Origin of the sequence: Actinoplanes sp. NPDC048988 (genome assembly GCF_043197815.1) — a bacterium.
Lineage (GTDB): Bacteria > Actinomycetota > Actinomycetes > Mycobacteriales > Micromonosporaceae > Actinoplanes.
This window is the reverse complement of the sequence record NZ_JBICTW010000008.1, coordinates 189,172-203,480: the sequence shown is the minus strand read 5'-3', so window position 1 is coordinate 203,480 and position 14,309 is coordinate 189,172. Positions and strand designations below refer to the sequence as shown.

Below are 14,309 nucleotides of genomic sequence, written 5' to 3'. Positions count from 1 at the left end.
CGGCCGTTGCGCGCGTCTGCACAATGAGGGCCATAGACGCGACGAGCACGGGAGGTTAAAGCCCATGAACGACACGTGGGGGATCCCCGGCCCGACCTTCCTCATCTACTACATCGCCGCCATGGTCCTGGTGGCGATGCTGGCCTACTTCCACCGCAAGACCCTCTTCCGGGGCATCCGGTTCGCCCGGGTCGACCACCTCGGCCCGCAGCAGCTCGCCTACCTCAACGGCGGCGACAAGCTGGCGGTCTACTCGGCGATGGGCGGCCTGCGCGCCGCCGGCGCCATCGGCACCGGACCGGGCCGCACGCTCGTACAGACCGGGCCGCTGCCCGGCGGCGTCACCCCGCTCGACAGCGCCATCTACAACGCCGCCGCCCGGGGCCTGCGGGCCCGCGAGGTCTTCACCGACCAGGCGGTGGTCTCCGCGGTCGAGCAGCTGCGCGACCACCTCGAGGCGAGCGGGGTGGCGATCAGCGCGGCCAAGCTGCGCGAGGCCCGGGCGTGGGCGCTGGCCGGCGTCGCGCTCGTCCTCGTCGGCGTAGCCCGCATCATCGACGGCACCGCCAACGACAAGCCGGTCGGCTTCCTCATCCCGCTGGTCTTCTTCGCCGTGATCCTGACGATCGCCCTCTACACCCGCCGGCGCTGGGCCACCGACGCCGCCCGCCGCCACATGCGCGGCCTGCGCGACCAGAACCGTCACCTCTCCCCCAGCCAGTCGCCCTCGTACGCGACGTACGGGGCCACCGGCGCCGCCATGGGCGTGGCCCTCTGGGGATCCAGCTCGCTCTACACGATGGACCCGGCCTTCGCGGCCGAGGCCGAAGTCCAGCGGATCGCCGCCACGGGCGGGGCGACCGGCTCGGTCGGGGGTGGCGGCGGCAGCGACGGCGGCTCCGGCAGCAGTTGCAGCAGCAGCTCCTCCTGCGGAGGCGGCGGTGGTTGCGGCGGCGGAGGCGGTTGCGGTGGCTGACGACCGTACGGGCATCGTGTTCGGTAGCGAGGCCGAGTACGGCGTCGGCATCGGGTGGCGGCCCGAGATCGCCGGGTTCGTCGCCGAGCTGCCGGGGCTGCGGTTCGCCGAGGTGGTCGCCGAGTCGGTCCACGCGCACGGCGACCTGCCCGGCGGGCTCGAGGAGCTGATGGCCCGCGGTGTCACGGTCATCCCGCACGGGGTCCGGCTCTCCCTGGGCGGGGCCGAGCCGGTGCCGGCCGAGCGGGTCGAACACTTCGCGGCCGTGGCCGACCGGCTCGGCGCCCCACTGGTGAGCGAGCACATCGCCTTCGTCCGGGCCGGCGGCATCGAGGCCGGGCACCTGCTGCCGCTGCCCCGCACCCGCGAGGCCGTGGCCGCGGTGACCGCCAACGTGCGGCGGGTGCAGGCGTCGCTGAGCGTCCCGATCGCCCTGGAGCCGATCGCCGCCCTGTTCGACTGGCCCGACGACGAGCTGACCGAGGCCCAGTTCATCACCGAGATCCTCGACCGTACGGGCGCCCTGCTCCTGCTCGACGTGGCGAACGTCTACGCGAACGCCCGCAACCGCGGTACCGACCCCGAGGACCTTCTCGGCCGGCTCCCGCTGGACCGGGTCGCCTACACCCACGTGGCCGGCGGCGCCGAGCATCAGGGGCTCTACCACGACACGCACACCGACGCCGTACCCCAGCCGGTCCTCGATCTGGTCGCCTCGTTGTGCGCGCGCCACCGCCCGCCGGCCCTCATGCTGGAACGCGACGGCGACTACCCGCCGGCGGCCGACCTCCGAACCGAGCTGGACGCCATCGCCAAGGCCTCCGGCTACCCGCCCGTCACATGACGGCGGACAGCCTGGCCGACCGCCAGGCCGCCCTCGTCGAAGCGCTCACCGCGGGCCGAGCCGTACCGGAAGGTTTCGACGGTTTCCGCTTCGAGGCGGCGCGGGTGGCGCTGCTGCGCAAGCGGGCCGGCGAGGTGGCACGGCAGTGGCCGCTGCTGGCCGCCGGCCTCGGTGACCGGTGGAAACAGGAGTTCGCGAAGTGGGCCACGGCCCGGCCCACGCAGGGCTCCCTGCGCGACGGCTGGGACTTCGCGCGCGACCTGGCCGCCCGGGACGCGCTGCCCCCGATGGCGGCACCGGAGCTGGCGGAGCGGGAGGCGACCTGGAAGTACGACGGCCGGTCGGCTCCCCAGGCTCGCCGCGCGCCCGCACTGCGCCTCATCGCCGGGGCCGCCGCCCTGCACGCGGCCGGCCGCACCTGGATCCTGCGCCGCCCGTGACTCGCCGCCGGCGCCGCCGCCGTAGACCTTCAAAGGCCACGCCGGCGACGGTGCAGGCGGCTAGTCCGCCGACCAGGCTCAGGGCGTCGTGCGCACCGGCCCGGCGGGCCAGAGACGGATGCGACGGCGAGTACTCGATACGGACGTGGTCGCCGGTGTAGACGCTTCCTCCCCACCACGGCTGCCCGACCGACGTCGTGTGCTCACGGCCATCGGCGGAGTAGACGACGTCGGCACTGCCGGGCCCGCGCACCGAAGTCGAGATACCGATCACAGTGCCTTCCGTGACCCGGTGATGAAGGTCCAGAAGAACCTCCTCGCGGGCCACCATGAACAGGGCGATTCCCACCACTACCGCGCTGAGGCCGGCCAGGCCGAACGCGACGTACATACGCCACGCGGCCGTGGGAGAAAGCTCTACCGTCGGTCCGGCTGGGCCGGGCGCCAGACCCCGGCGTTTGCGCGAAGACTTCGGCTTCTTCGCGCGTCGCCCGGTCACCCGACCATGATCACCCAGGAGGGCACGACATGGCAGTTGCGCTGGTCACGGGCGCCTCACGCGGACTCGGCGCACCCGACGCGATGGACTAAGCACGGTCCAGGAAACCCAGCACGGTGGTGATCCGGCCCTGCTCGTCGAGTTGGGCCACGTCGAAGCCGGCCGCCGGGCCGAGGGTCCAGGTGAAGCGGACCTGGTCGTGGTGACCGTCGATCAGGCCGCCCGGCGTGAACTTCAGGCCGGGGAACTGCTGCTGGGCCGCGCCGATCAGCTCGGACAGGGCGGCCCGGCCGGACACCGCGGCCAGCGGGTCGACGTAGCGGACGTCCTCGGCGAACAGGTTGTCGATCGCGGCCCGGCGAGCGCCGGCGTCGGTCTCGTTCCACGCGGCGAGGTAGCGGTCCACCACGGTCTCGAAGTCGCTCATCGTTTCGTCCTCTCGTTGTCGGTGCGACCACCGTCGCCCGCCACCGGTAGGGCCGTCGATTACCTCGGAGGTAATGGCCGCCATGAGGCCGCCGGCCCTAGGGTCGGCGGGTATGAGCGACGTGGGGCAGCGACTGCGCGAGTGGCGGACCGGCCGGCGGATGAGTCAGCTGGAGCTGTCGGCGCAGGCCGGCGTCTCGGCCCGGCACCTCTCGTTCGTCGAGACCGGGCGGTCCCGGCCGACCCGCGACATGATCCTGCGGCTGGCCGAGCAACTGGGCGTGCCGCTGCGGTCCCGCAACGAGCTGCTGGTGGCCGGCGGCTTCGCCCCCGCCTACTCCGAGTCGGCGCTGAGCGGGGCACCCCTGGCCGCGATCCTCGAGTCGCTGCGGAACGTGCTGAAGGGGCACGAGCCCTACCCGGCACTGCTGGTCGACCGGAACTGGACGATGATCGACGCCAACGCCGCGGTGGGGCCGCTGGTCGAAGGCTGCGCGCCGTGGCTGCTGGAACCGCCGGTCAACGTGCTGCGCCTGTCGCTGCACCCCGACGGCCTGGCGCCCCGCATCCGCAACCTGGCCGAGTGGCGGGGCCACATTCTCGACCGTGTGTCCGACATGGCCGATCTCCGGGACGAACTCCGCGGCTATCCGGGTGGTGTCGACCGGTCGGGCGCCGGTCCGGTCGTACCGCTACGGATCGACGATCTCAGCTTCTTCAGCATCACCTCGGTGCTCGGCACCGCCCGGGACGTCACCCTGTCGGAGCTGGCGATCGAGTCTTTCCTCCCCGCCGACGAGGCGACGGCCGCCGCCCTGCACCGCCGCTGACCGGCGGCTGGCAGGATCGGGGGTATGGATCTCGGATTGGCCGATCGCGTCTACGTTCTCACCGGTGCCTCGCGCGGGCTCGGGTTCGCCACGGCCGAGGCGCTCGTCGCCGACGGCGCCAAGGTGGTGATCTCGGCGCGCGACAGCGACCGCGTCGAGCAAGCGGTCCACCAGCTGGGCGGCGAGCGGTACGCGGCCGGGGTGGTGGCCGACCTCGCCGACCCCGAAGCGCCGCGCCTGCTGGCCGACACCGCTGTGGACCGGTTCGGCCGCTTCGACGGCGCGATGATCTCGGTGGGCGGGCCGGCCCTGGGCACCGCGGCCACGATGACCGACGAGCAGTGGCGCGACGCCTTCGAGACGGTCTTCCTGGGTACGATGCGCGCGGCCCGCGTCTTCGCGGCGGCGCTGCCGGAGAGCGGTGCGATCGCGCTCGTGCTCTCCACCTCGGTCAAGACCCCGCTGACCGGCCTCGGTCTGTCCAACGGCCTGCGGCCGGGTCTCGCCATGGCGGCCAAGGACATGGCCGACGAGTACGCCCCGCGTGGCGTCCGCATCGTCAGCCTGCTCCCGGGCCGCATCATGACCGACCGCAACCGGGAGTTGTTCGCGGCGACCGGCGACGCCTCGGCCGCCGCGGCCGACGTGGCGTCGAAGATCCCGATGCGCCGCCTGGGCGAGCCGGCCGAGTTCGGCCGGGTGGCCGCGTTCATGCTCTCGCCCGCGGCCAGCTATGTCACCGGCACCCTGATCACCGTCGACGGCGGGAACACGCGCGCGCTGTGAAGCCGACCCCGGCCGAGATAGCGGCCGCCGCCGACCGCACCATCCCCGACCTGATCGGCCCGGGCCTGCGGGTGTTGTTCTCGGGCATCAACCCGAGCCTGTACTCGGCGGCGACCGGCCACCACTTCGCCCGTCCCGGCAACCGTTTCTGGCCGGCCCTGTACCGCTCGGGCTTCACCGACCGGCTGCTGCGCCCGTCCGAGCAGTTCGAGCTGCCCGCGATGGGCCTCGGCATCACCAACGTGGTCGCCCGGGCCACCGCCCGCGCCGACGAGCTCTCCCCCGCCGAGCTGGTCGAAGGCGGCGAAGCCTTGGCGGAGAAAGTTCGGAATGTCGCGCCGAGAATTCTCGCCGTACTCGGCGTCACCGCGTACCGGACGGCGTTCGCCCGGCCGAAAGCCACAATGGGGCCACAAGAGGAGCAGGTCGGTGGAAGACCGGTCTGGGTGCTGCCCAACCCGAGCGGCCTGAACGCCCACTACACCGTGGACACCCTCGCGGGGGCCTTCCGGGAGCTGCTCGGTTCGCTACCGTCTAGGCCATGACGACCGAGATCAGTACTTTGCTGGCGGCCGCGGCCGAGCGGACGCTCCCGGTGATCCGGGAGGTCCGCGACGACCAGCTCGACGAGCCGACGCCCTGTGCCGAGTTCCGCGTCCGCGACCTGCTCAACCACCTGTTCCAGGTGGTGGTCAACTTCCAGGCCCTGGCCGTGCGCGAGCAGCCCGACTTCAGCACCACCCCGGACGTGATCACCGGCGACTGGCGCCGGCGCTTCACCGACGAGACCGCCACCCTGATCAAGGCCTGGTCCGACCCGGCCGCGCTGGAGGGCAACTCCCCCGGCATGGGCCTGCCCCAGCCGGTCGTCGGCAACCTCGTCCTGGTCGACCTGACCGTGCACGGCTGGGACCTGGCCCAGGCGACCGGGCAGAGCTACGAGCCCGACCCGGCCGCGGTCAAGGTCCTGTCACCGGTCATCGCCCAGATGGCCCCGCAGGCCCGCCAGATGGGCGTCTTCGAGGACGAGGTCCCGGTGCCCGAGGGCGCCAGCGACTTCGTCCGGCTGCTCGCCATCAGTGGCCGGGCCTGCGTCTAAGGTTCGATCGAGCGGGCCGGCACGGTGACCACCTCGACCTCCTCGGTGTACGACGCGGGGGAGGTCTCGGCGAACTGCGTGCGGTACAGCTCCGCGTAGAGCCCACCGGCCGTCACCAGTTCGTCGTGGCGGCCGCGCTCGACGACGCGGCCCTTGTCGAGCACGAGGATCTGGTCGGCGTCGCGGACCGTGGAGAGCCGGTGGGCGATGACCAGCGCCGTACGCCCCTCGAGGGCCGTGGTGAGCGCCCGCTGAACCGCCGCCTCGGACTCGCTGTCGAGGTGGGCCGTGGCCTCGTCGAGCACGACGATCGACGGGCGCTTGAGCAGCAACCGGGCGATGGCCAGGCGCTGTTTCTCGCCGCCGGAGAAGCGGTAGCCGCGCTCGCCGACCACCGTTTCCAGCCCGTCGGGCAGGCCGCGGACGAGGTCGGCGACCTGGGCGCCGCGCAGCGCCTCCCACATGTCGTCCTCGGTGGCGTCCGGCCGGGCGTACCGCAGATTCTCCGCGATCGTCTCGTGGAACAGGTGGGCGTCCTGGGTGACCACGCCGATGGTGTCGCGCAGCGAGTCGAGGGTGGCGTCGCGGACGTCGACGCCGCCGACCCGTACCGAACCCTCGGTGACGTCGTAGACCCGCGACAGCAGCATCGAGGTCGTCGACTTGCCGGCGCCGGACGGGCCGACCAGGGCCACCATCTGGCCGGGTTCGACGGTGAAGTCGACGCCGCGCAGCACCGGCGCCTGCTCGGTGCGGTCGAGCGTGGCCACGTCCTCCAGCGTCGCCAGCGACACCTCGTCGGCGCTCGGGTAGCGGAAGCGCACGTCGCGGAACTCGACCCGGCCGCCGCCGGCGGGCAGGTCGACCGCATCGGGTTTCTCCTCGATGCCCGGCTTGAGGTCGAGCACCTCGAAGACCCGGTCGAACGAGACCAGCGCGCTCATCACGTCGACCCGCACGTTGCTGAGCGCGGTCAACGGCCCGTACAGCCGGGTCAGCAGCAGCGCGAGGGTCACGACCGTGCCGGCGGTGACGCTGCCGGCCACCGCGAGCCAGCCGCCCAGCCCGTACGTCAGCGCCTGGGCGAGCGAGGCGACCAGCAGCATCGCGACGAAGAACGTGCGTGAGTACATCGCCTGCTGCACGCCGATGTCGCGGACCCGGGCGGCCCGCTCGCCGAAGCGGGCGGCCTCGGTCTCGGGCCGGCCGAAGAGCTTGACCAGCATCGCCCCGGAGACGTTGAAGCGCTCGGTCATGGTCGCGTTCATCTTGGCGTCGAGGTTGTACGACTCGCGGGTGATGTCGGCCAGCCGCTTGCCGACCCGGCGGGCCGGGATGATGAACAGCGGCAGCATGATCAGCGAGAGCACGGTGATCTGCCAGGACAGGCTGAACATCACGGCGGCGGTGAGCACCAGCTGGATGACGTTGCTGACCACGCCGGACAGGGTGGACGTGAAGGCCCGCTGGGCGCCGGTGACGTCGTTGTTGAGCCGGCTCACCAGGGCGCCGGTCTGGGTGCGGGTGAAGAACTGCAGCGGCATGCGCTGGACGTGGTCGTACACCCGGGTCCGCAGGTCGAGGATGATGCCCTCGCCGATGCGGGCCGAGTACCACCGCTGGGCGAGCGAGAGGAACGCGTCGATGACGGCGAGCGCGCCGATGAGCAGCGCGAGGCGGACCACAAGCGACGCGGCGCCGGCGCCACCGCCGGTGATCGCGTTGACCACGTGGCCGGCGAGAAGGGGCGTGGCCACGCCGATACCGGCGGCCAGCACCACGGTGAGCAGGAAGACCAGGATGTCCCGGCGATAGGGACGGGCGTAGCGCAGGATCCGCCGGGTGGTGCCCCGGCGAAGGCGGTGCTCGGCGACCCGGTCCGAGTTCTGGATCGAGCGCAGCATGGTCCAGCTGGGCATGCTCATCTCGTCACCTCCCGGGCGGTCGTGAAGTGTGGGCAGCGACATTCTGCCCCGGGGGTACGACAACCCGGGCGGTGCGAGAATTCCCGGAGGCCTTCAGTCCGGTTAAGGGTGGCGGTGGGGCGGTCGGATGGGTTACTCGCCGGGTCCCAGCAATTCGCGGACACGGCGGGTCTGAGCCTCACGCTCGGCGCGGTCCTGCTCGGCGTACGACCGGAGCCCGGCCCCCGACAGCAGGGCCTTGATCTCGCTGGTGGCGCCCGCGTCGGCGGCGATGATGGCGGCCGTGAGGTCGGCGACCGTGCCGGAGAGCTCGGCGGCGGGCACGACCGTGGTGGCCAGGCCGATGCGCTCGGCCTCGTCGGCGGGGATGCGCCGGCCGGTCAGGCAGATCTCGAGCGCGCGGGACGGTCCGGTCAGTTCGGCGAGACGTTTCGTCCCGCCCAGGTCCGGCACGAGCCCGAGCGTCACCTCGGCCATCGAGAACTTCGCGTCGTCCGCGAGTACCCGAAGGTCGCAGTTGAGCGCTAGCTGGAAACCGGCGCCGATGGCGTGCCCCTGAACGGCGGCGATCGTCACGAAGGACGGGTTACGCAGCCAGGTGAACGCGGCTTGGAAGCCGGCAATCCGATCGGCGCACTCCTCGGGTGACAACTGCGCGAGCTTCACGAGTGAAGAATCGCCATCACCACGCGCGACCGACAGATCCAGGCCCGCGGAAAAGGAACGTCCCTCACCACGGACAATGACGACTCGCACGTCGCCCGGTAATTTCCGCGAAATGTTCGCGAGCTCGGCCCACATCGCTGGTGTCTGCGCATTGAGCACGTCGGGCCGGGACAACGTCACCGTTGCCACCGGCCCGTCCAGGTCGTAGCGAACGCCCGACTCGTCGGCGGGGATGCCGGGTGCGGCGTTGCCGGTCGTCACGCCTTCTTGCGGCGACGCGCGCCGCCACGCTGGCGTAGCTGCACGCCGGATTCGGTGAGTACGCGGTGCACGAATCCGTAGGAACGACCGGTCGATGCGGCGAGCGCGCGAATGCTCTCACCGGAGGTGTAACGCTTGACCAGATCCTTCGCTAACGACTGGCGCTCTGTGCCGACGATTCGCCGACCCTTCTCGGTGCTGCTGGCGGTGCCCGTGGCTGGCATGCTGAATCCTCACATCCGGAGACTGTGCGGTTCGATACGGTCTCACCTATTAGACCGCCTCCAACGATCATGCGCTAGGTATCCAGGCTTAGCCAACGTGCCCATTTGCCACTGTCAGGAACTTGACGATGACCACGGCCATCAATGTCAGACAGTTAACTGACGTTAGGGGCGGCAGCTTTCCGACTGGCCGGTCCACATCGGTACGACCCGGACCAAGACCATCGATCACCTGCACAAACACTCGATCGAGGACAGCCGTCGGCCGGATATGACGCAGCGTCGATGCGACACGCACCGAGCGCTCCGATCACGAGTGTGCCAACTTTGCCGCGATCACGGCGATGCCCGACCTGACCGCAAACGCCCGAACGTCGCACTGTCTGTGTGGGCACTGGTTGACAACCGACGATCGCGATGATTGCCGATCAACCCGTCGATCAGGCGAGTTCGACGAGCTCCAGCAGGTCGTCGCTCCACGCGTCCTCGTCGCCGTCGGGCAGCAGGATCGCCCGGTCCGGCTTCAGCGCCTGCACGGCCCCGGCATCGTGCGTGACCAGCACGATCGCGCCCGGGTAGTTGGCGATGGCGTCGAGCACCTGCTCCCGGCTGACCGGGTCGAGGTTGTTCGTCGGCTCGTCGAGCAGCAGCACGTTGGCGCCCGAGCAGACCAGCGTGGCGAGCGCCAGACGGGTTTTTTCACCACCTGAGAGGACACCCGCCGGCTTGTCGACGTCGTCACCCGAGAAGAGGAACGCGCCCAGGATCTTGCGGAGCTCGGTGTCGGTCTGCTCGGCCGCGGCGCTGCGCATGTGCTCCAGGATCGTGCGGTCGACGTCGAGCGTCTCGTGCTCCTGGGCGTAGTAGCCCAGCCGCAGCCCGTGCCCGGCCCGCACCTCGCCGGTGTCGGGCTCGAGCAGCCCGCCCAGCATGCGCAGCAGCGTCGTCTTGCCGGCGCCGTTGAGGCCGAGGATCGCGACCCGGGAACCGCGGTCGACCGCCACGTCGACATCGGTGAAGATCTCGAGCGAGCCGTACGACTTCGACAGGCCGCTCGCCGTGAGCGGCGTCTTGCCGCACGGGGCCGGGCTGGGGAAGCGCACCTTGGCCACCTTGTCGGAGACGCGCTGCTCCTCCAGGCCGCCCAGCAGTTTCTCGGCCCGGCGGGCCATGTTCTGCGCCGCGACCGTCTTGGTGGCCTTGGCCCGCATCTTGTCGGCCTGCGCCATCAGGGCGCCGGCCTTCTTCTCGGCGTTGGCCCGCTCGCGGCGGCGACGGCGCTCGTCGGTCTCGCGCGACTCGAGGTACTTCTTCCAGCCGACGTTGTAGATGTCGACCACCGAGCGGTTGGCGTCGAGATACCACACCTTGTTCACCGCGGCGTCGAGCAGCTCGACATCGTGGCTGATCACCACGAGGCCGCCCTTGTGCTGGGCCATGTAACCGCGCAGCCAGGCGATCGAGTCCTGGTCGAGGTGGTTGGTGGGCTCGTCGAGCAGCAGGATGCCCTTGCCGTTCTGGCCGGAGTCGGCGAACAGGATGCGGGCGAGCTCGATGCGGCGGCGCTGACCGCCGGAAAGGGTGCCGATGGTCTGGGCCAGTGCCCGGTCGGGCAGGCCCAGGTTGGAGCAGATGCGGGCGGCCTCGGCCTCGGCCGCGTACCCGCCCAGGGCGGAGAACTGGTCCTCGAGGTGGCCGTAGCGGCGGATCAGTTTCTCGTCGGCGCTCTCCTCGAGCTCGATCTCGAGCTTCTGCATCTCGGCGATGATCGAGTCGAGGCCGCGGGCGCTGAGCACGCGGTCGCGGCCGGTGACGTTCAGGTCGCCGGTGCGGGGGTCCTGCGGGAGGTAGCCGACCTCGCTGGTGCGCTCGACGGCGCCCGCGTACGGCTGGCCCTCACCGGCCAGCACCTTCAGGGTGGTGGTCTTGCCCGCGCCGTTGCGCCCGACCAGCCCGATCCGGTCGCCCGGCTGCACCCGCAGGGTGACCGGGGAGAGCAGGATGCGGGCGCCGGCGCGTAGTTCCAGTCCGGTGGCGGTGATCATGATTAAAAGCTCGCTCTCGAAGATAAAGAAGGCTGACTCCGGACACGCGAAAGCGCCGGCCATCTCACGGGAGGCGGTCGGCGCGGGGCAGGTCAGTCTTCGCAGAGCAGCACCCGGCAATAGTACCGGGCACCCGCTGACACCTCCCAACCGATTAACGATCAAGATCAACGGGTACACGCCGGGCACAACGCTCAGTGAGGGATGAGATGGAACTCAACGAGAACGCCGACATCGATACCAGTCAGGTCGAGGATCGACGTCTATCCGGCGGCGGAGGTGGCGGCCTCGGTGGCCTGCCGATCCCCATCGGTGGCGGCGGCCTCGTGGGCATCATCATCACGCTCGTCATCGCCGTGGTCGGAGGCTACTTCGGCATCAACGCCATGGGCGGCGACGGCTCCAACCAGGCGGGCGACAACGGCAACATCAACCAGGAGTGCGGCGACAAGGCGAGCGCGACCAAGCAGCTCGACTGCCGCAACGTGCTCTACGTCAACTCGATCCAGGCCTTCTGGAAGCAGGAGACACCCGAGGCCTTCGGCATGCAGTACCAGCCGGCCAAGACCGTCTTCTTCAAGAGCCGCGTCAACACGGCCTGCGGCGCGGCCGACTCCGGGGTCGGCCCCTTCTACTGCCCCGGCGACAACCTGGTGTACATCGACCTGAGCTTCTACCAGGTCCTGGCCAAGCAGCTCGGCGCCCCCGGCGAGTTCGCCCAGCCGTACGTGCTGGCCCACGAGTACGGCCACCACATCCAGGACATCACGGGCACCGAGGCCAAGATGCGCCGCGCGCAGGAAGGCGCGAGCAACTCGGAGAAGAACGCGCTCTCGGTCAAGCTCGAACTCCAGGCCGACTGCTACGCCGGCGTCTGGTCCAAGGCGGCCAGCACCACCACCTCGGCCAACGGCCAGCGCATCTTCAAGAGCCTGACCGAGCAGGACATCCAGGAGGGCATCCAGACGGCCGGCCAGATCGGTGACGACACGCTGCAGCAGAAGGGCGGCGGCACGGTCAACCCGGCCGAGTTCACCCACGGCACCTCGGCCCAGCGCCAGCAGTCCTTCAGCACCGGCTACAACACCGGCGACCCGAAGAGCTGCGACACCTCGTTCTAAGGCTCCTTGACCAGTACGGACACCGACCGGGCCCCGGCTATCGCGGACACCAGCACCGCGTGCCGGGGCTCGGGCACGTCCAGGAACCGTTCGGCCCGGACGGCGGCCACCGGGGCCAGCTGAGGCGCGGCCAGAATCGCGTCGACCGCCGCCCGGTCACCGCCGGTGACGAGCGCGCTCAGACCGCGTACCTCCGGAAGAAGAATGCGCCCGGCGATGCCGGCGCCGTCGGCAGTGGCCGCTTTGGCCTGGTTGTCGCGGCGCCGGGCGAAGCGCTGCTGCGACCAGCCACCAGCGGCCGTCCGGCCCTGGACGTAGTGGGTGTCCACTTTGGAGGCGACCAGCTCGTCACCCTGCGCGATGCCCACGGCGACGGCACCCTTGCGGGCCAGCAGCAGCCCCAGCCGCCGAGGCCGGCCGGCCTCGGCGATCAGCTCCGCCATCGTCTCGACCGGCGGCGCGCCCGGCGGCACCTGCCAGGCGGCCGTGGCGCCGTCCTCGGCGATCAAGGTCAAGCCCGTTTCCCGGTACGGGCCGTGGCGGCGCTCGAAGTTCTCGAGCCAGCGAGGCAGCCGGCCCGGCGCGACATCCACCCATTTCCCGCCGCCGGCGGCCGCTCGTTCACTCATTCTTGTCACACTACGGTGGCAGGATCCGGGTCGTGACCGACCTGCTGCCCCGCCTGGACGCCCTGCTGCGGCCCGCCGCCGACCCGGCCCGCGCGGCGGCCCAGGCGAAATACATGCGCGACCAGTTCCCGTTCCTCGGCCTGGCCTCGCCCGCCCTGCGCAAACTCGAACGGGCCGCCCTGGCCGGCCGCCCGAAACCGGCCGAGGACGAGCTGCGCGCCGACGCCCTCGCGCTGTGGCAGCGCGACGAACGCGAATACCAGTACGTCGCCTGCTCCTACCTGGCCCGCCACGTCGACGTGCCCGGCCCCGGCTTCCTCGACGTGGTTCGCACGCTGGTCACCACGAAAAGCTGGTGGGACACGGTCGATCCCCTCGCGACCCGGTTCACCGGCGACCTCGTGCGCCGGCATCCGTCGCTGAGCACGGCGATGGACCAGTGGGCGGCCGACGACAACAAGTGGGTGGTCCGCACGGCGATCCTGCACCAACTGCACTACGGCGCCGACACCGACACCGACCGCCTCTTCGCCTACTGCCGCGCCCAGTCCGGCCACCGCGACTTCTTCGTCCGCAAGGCGATCGGCTGGGCTCTTCGGCAGTACGCGCGAACCGCCCCGGACGCGGTCCGCGCCTTCGTCAGCGAGAACCACGCCCGGCTCTCCGGCCTGTCGATCCGGGAGGCCACAAAGCATCTTTAGCCGGCTAGAAGCTTCACGGCGAGCACAGCGATCACGGCGCTGGAGACCAGCGCGGTGATCACGCGCCCACGCTCGCCGGTCAGCCATCGGCCGATCAGCGAGCCACCGCCGGCGATCACGAGTTGCCAGCTGGCCGAGGCCAGCACGACGCCCGCCACGAACCAGGCACCGCCGCCCGCACCGCCTCTCCCGAGCACCAGCGCCGCGAAATAGATCACCGTCGCCGGGTTCAGAAGCGTCAGTCCGAGCACGCCGGCGTACGCCTTGAGCGGCGTCGCCGAGCGCTCGCCCCGCTCCGCCAGGCGTCCGTCGCGCTCCCCCGGGTGCTCGTTACGCCCCGCCGGGTGCTCGCCCTCCGCCGAGTGATCGGCGCGCTCCGCCGTGTACTCGGCGCGTTCTTCCGGGTGCTCGGCGCGCTCTGCCGGATGCTCGTCACGGCCTGCCGAGTGATCGGCGCGCTTCGGCGGCGTGTGGAAGGCGGCTCGCGCTGTGATCGCGGCCAGTCCCAGCAGCACGACGGCGGCCACCCAGCGCAGCGGCGCCGCGATCGGCGCGATGGCGGTCGCCGCCGCCGCTCCCCCGGCCACGGCGATCGCCGCGAAGACCCCGTCGGCGGTGGCCGCGCCGAGACCGGCCGCGGCGCCGACCCGCAGCGACACCCGAGCGCTGAGCCCGGCGATGAGCACCCCGATGGCGCCCATGGGCAGCGCGACACCATAGCCGGCGACGACGCCGGCCATGAACGCCGCGCTCATGACGGCTGTGCGACGACCGCCGATCCGCGACGCCCGGCCTGCTGCTGCCGCGCGGCCCGACCGGCCGGAGCGACAGAGACGG

General features: G+C 71.2%; 17 protein-coding genes. 9 read left to right on the top strand and 8 right to left on the bottom strand.

The window, feature by feature from the left end; all coding sequences use genetic code 11:
* Nucleotides 1-64: 64 nt before the first annotated feature.
* Genes ACGFJ7_RS25540 through ACGFJ7_RS25530 form a run of 3 tightly spaced genes read left to right on the top strand, consistent with a single transcriptional unit; the run spans nucleotide 65 to nucleotide 2,260 of the window.
* Nucleotides 65-976, top strand: coding sequence for a TIGR04222 domain-containing membrane protein (locus tag ACGFJ7_RS25540; RefSeq protein ID WP_392644151.1), 912 nt, complete (start codon nucleotides 65-67; stop codon nucleotides 974-976).
* On the top strand, nucleotides 969-1,820 hold the full coding sequence (locus tag ACGFJ7_RS25535; protein WP_392644150.1) for a DUF692 domain-containing protein: 852 nt from the start codon (nucleotides 969-971) through the stop codon (nucleotides 1,818-1,820). The genes ACGFJ7_RS25540 and ACGFJ7_RS25535 overlap by 8 nt, the downstream gene beginning before the upstream one ends.
* The gene (locus tag ACGFJ7_RS25530; protein ID WP_360259456.1) at nucleotides 1,817-2,260 is read left to right on the top strand and encodes a hypothetical protein; all 444 of its coding nucleotides are present in this window, start codon (nucleotides 1,817-1,819) and stop codon (nucleotides 2,258-2,260) included. Before ACGFJ7_RS25535 ends, ACGFJ7_RS25530 begins: the two co-directional genes overlap by 4 nt.
* On the opposite strand, the gene ACGFJ7_RS25525 is transcribed toward ACGFJ7_RS25530, so the two are convergent.
* Entirely contained in the window at nucleotides 2,199-2,651 is a 453-nt protein-coding gene (locus ACGFJ7_RS25525; RefSeq protein ID WP_392644274.1) for a DUF3592 domain-containing protein, read from the bottom strand. The two genes, ACGFJ7_RS25530 and ACGFJ7_RS25525, sit on opposite strands and share 62 nt — an antisense overlap.
* Before the next feature lie 196 nt (nucleotides 2,652-2,847).
* A complete protein-coding gene (locus tag ACGFJ7_RS25520) occupies nucleotides 2,848-3,186 on the bottom strand; it encodes a nuclear transport factor 2 family protein (RefSeq protein WP_360259454.1) in 339 nt (112 codons plus the stop codon).
* A 112-nt stretch (nucleotides 3,187-3,298) separates the two neighbouring features.
* Here ACGFJ7_RS25520 and ACGFJ7_RS25515 point away from each other — a divergent pair, with 112 nt between their 5' ends.
* From ACGFJ7_RS25515 to ACGFJ7_RS25500, 4 genes are read left to right on the top strand one after another with little or no spacing between them, the layout of a single operon-like run.
* Complete coding sequence (locus tag ACGFJ7_RS25515) at nucleotides 3,299-4,015, top strand: helix-turn-helix transcriptional regulator (protein ID WP_360259452.1); 717 nt, start codon at nucleotides 3,299-3,301, stop codon at nucleotides 4,013-4,015.
* A gap of 24 nt (nucleotides 4,016-4,039) precedes the next feature.
* A complete protein-coding gene (locus ACGFJ7_RS25510; RefSeq protein WP_360259449.1) occupies nucleotides 4,040-4,801 on the top strand; it encodes an SDR family oxidoreductase in 762 nt (253 codons plus the stop codon).
* Complete coding sequence (mug, locus tag ACGFJ7_RS25505; protein WP_392644147.1) at nucleotides 4,798-5,346, top strand: G/U mismatch-specific DNA glycosylase; 549 nt, start codon at nucleotides 4,798-4,800, stop codon at nucleotides 5,344-5,346. Before ACGFJ7_RS25510 ends, mug begins: the two co-directional genes overlap by 4 nt.
* Nucleotides 5,343-5,900, top strand: coding sequence for a TIGR03086 family metal-binding protein (locus ACGFJ7_RS25500; protein WP_360259444.1), 558 nt, complete (start codon nucleotides 5,343-5,345; stop codon nucleotides 5,898-5,900). The genes mug and ACGFJ7_RS25500 overlap by 4 nt, the downstream gene beginning before the upstream one ends.
* Here the strand turns inward: ACGFJ7_RS25500 and ACGFJ7_RS25495 are convergent.
* The 4 genes from ACGFJ7_RS25495 to ACGFJ7_RS25480 form a co-directional block, all read right to left on the bottom strand.
* The gene (locus tag ACGFJ7_RS25495) at nucleotides 5,897-7,819 is read right to left on the bottom strand and encodes an ABC transporter ATP-binding protein (protein WP_360259526.1); all 1,923 of its coding nucleotides are present in this window, start codon (nucleotides 7,817-7,819) and stop codon (nucleotides 5,897-5,899) included. The two genes, ACGFJ7_RS25500 and ACGFJ7_RS25495, sit on opposite strands and share 4 nt — an antisense overlap.
* A 138-nt stretch (nucleotides 7,820-7,957) precedes the next feature.
* On the bottom strand, nucleotides 7,958-8,725 hold the full coding sequence (locus ACGFJ7_RS25490) for an enoyl-CoA hydratase/isomerase family protein (protein ID WP_360259524.1): 768 nt from the start codon (nucleotides 8,723-8,725) through the stop codon (nucleotides 7,958-7,960).
* A 23-nt stretch (nucleotides 8,726-8,748) separates the two neighbouring features.
* Nucleotides 8,749-8,976, bottom strand: coding sequence for a helix-turn-helix domain-containing protein (locus tag ACGFJ7_RS25485; RefSeq protein ID WP_097322431.1), 228 nt, complete (start codon nucleotides 8,974-8,976; stop codon nucleotides 8,749-8,751).
* A gap of 440 nt (nucleotides 8,977-9,416) precedes the next feature.
* Nucleotides 9,417-11,021, bottom strand: coding sequence for an ABC-F family ATP-binding cassette domain-containing protein (locus tag ACGFJ7_RS25480; RefSeq protein ID WP_360259442.1), 1,605 nt, complete (start codon nucleotides 11,019-11,021; stop codon nucleotides 9,417-9,419).
* Between the two features lie 209 nt (nucleotides 11,022-11,230).
* Here ACGFJ7_RS25480 and ACGFJ7_RS25475 point away from each other — a divergent pair, with 209 nt between their 5' ends.
* The gene (locus ACGFJ7_RS25475) at nucleotides 11,231-12,142 is read left to right on the top strand and encodes a neutral zinc metallopeptidase (protein WP_392644145.1); all 912 of its coding nucleotides are present in this window, start codon (nucleotides 11,231-11,233) and stop codon (nucleotides 12,140-12,142) included.
* Here the strand turns inward: ACGFJ7_RS25475 and ACGFJ7_RS25470 are convergent.
* The gene (locus ACGFJ7_RS25470; RefSeq protein ID WP_360259438.1) at nucleotides 12,139-12,771 is read right to left on the bottom strand and encodes an acVLRF1 family peptidyl-tRNA hydrolase; all 633 of its coding nucleotides are present in this window, start codon (nucleotides 12,769-12,771) and stop codon (nucleotides 12,139-12,141) included. The two genes, ACGFJ7_RS25475 and ACGFJ7_RS25470, sit on opposite strands and share 4 nt — an antisense overlap.
* Before the next feature lie 32 nt (nucleotides 12,772-12,803).
* Between ACGFJ7_RS25470 and ACGFJ7_RS25465 the strand changes: the two genes are divergently transcribed.
* Complete coding sequence (locus ACGFJ7_RS25465; protein WP_360259436.1) at nucleotides 12,804-13,472, top strand: DNA alkylation repair protein; 669 nt, start codon at nucleotides 12,804-12,806, stop codon at nucleotides 13,470-13,472.
* On the opposite strand, the gene ACGFJ7_RS25460 is transcribed toward ACGFJ7_RS25465, so the two are convergent.
* A complete protein-coding gene (locus ACGFJ7_RS25460; protein ID WP_360259433.1) occupies nucleotides 13,469-14,227 on the bottom strand; it encodes a LysE family transporter in 759 nt (252 codons plus the stop codon). The genes ACGFJ7_RS25465 and ACGFJ7_RS25460 overlap by 4 nt on opposite strands.
* Between the last annotated feature and the right edge of the window lie 82 nt (nucleotides 14,228-14,309).

Coding starts and splice junctions, on each gene's coding strand:
- ACGFJ7_RS25540 (WP_392644151.1), top strand. CDS start 65: ATGAACGACACGTGGGGGATCCCCGGCCCGACCTTCCTCATCTACTAC.
- ACGFJ7_RS25530 (WP_360259456.1), top strand. CDS start 1,817: ATGACGGCGGACAGCCTGGCCGACCGCCAGGCCGCCCTCGTCGAAGCG.
- ACGFJ7_RS25525 (WP_392644274.1), bottom strand. CDS start 2,651: ATGTACGTCGCGTTCGGCCTGGCCGGCCTCAGCGCGGTAGTGGTGGGA.
- ACGFJ7_RS25520 (WP_360259454.1), bottom strand. CDS start 3,186: ATGAGCGACTTCGAGACCGTGGTGGACCGCTACCTCGCCGCGTGGAAC.
- ACGFJ7_RS25515 (WP_360259452.1), top strand. CDS start 3,299: ATGAGCGACGTGGGGCAGCGACTGCGCGAGTGGCGGACCGGCCGGCGG.
- ACGFJ7_RS25510 (WP_360259449.1), top strand. CDS start 4,040: ATGGATCTCGGATTGGCCGATCGCGTCTACGTTCTCACCGGTGCCTCG.
- ACGFJ7_RS25500 (WP_360259444.1), top strand. CDS start 5,343: ATGACGACCGAGATCAGTACTTTGCTGGCGGCCGCGGCCGAGCGGACG.
- ACGFJ7_RS25495 (WP_360259526.1), bottom strand. CDS start 7,819: ATGCCCAGCTGGACCATGCTGCGCTCGATCCAGAACTCGGACCGGGTC.
- ACGFJ7_RS25485 (WP_097322431.1), bottom strand. CDS start 8,976: ATGCCAGCCACGGGCACCGCCAGCAGCACCGAGAAGGGTCGGCGAATC.
- ACGFJ7_RS25480 (WP_360259442.1), bottom strand. CDS start 11,021: ATGATCACCGCCACCGGACTGGAACTACGCGCCGGCGCCCGCATCCTG.
- ACGFJ7_RS25475 (WP_392644145.1), top strand. CDS start 11,231: ATGGAACTCAACGAGAACGCCGACATCGATACCAGTCAGGTCGAGGAT.
- ACGFJ7_RS25470 (WP_360259438.1), bottom strand. CDS start 12,771: ATGAGTGAACGAGCGGCCGCCGGCGGCGGGAAATGGGTGGATGTCGCG.
- ACGFJ7_RS25460 (WP_360259433.1), bottom strand. CDS start 14,227: ATGAGCGCGGCGTTCATGGCCGGCGTCGTCGCCGGCTATGGTGTCGCG.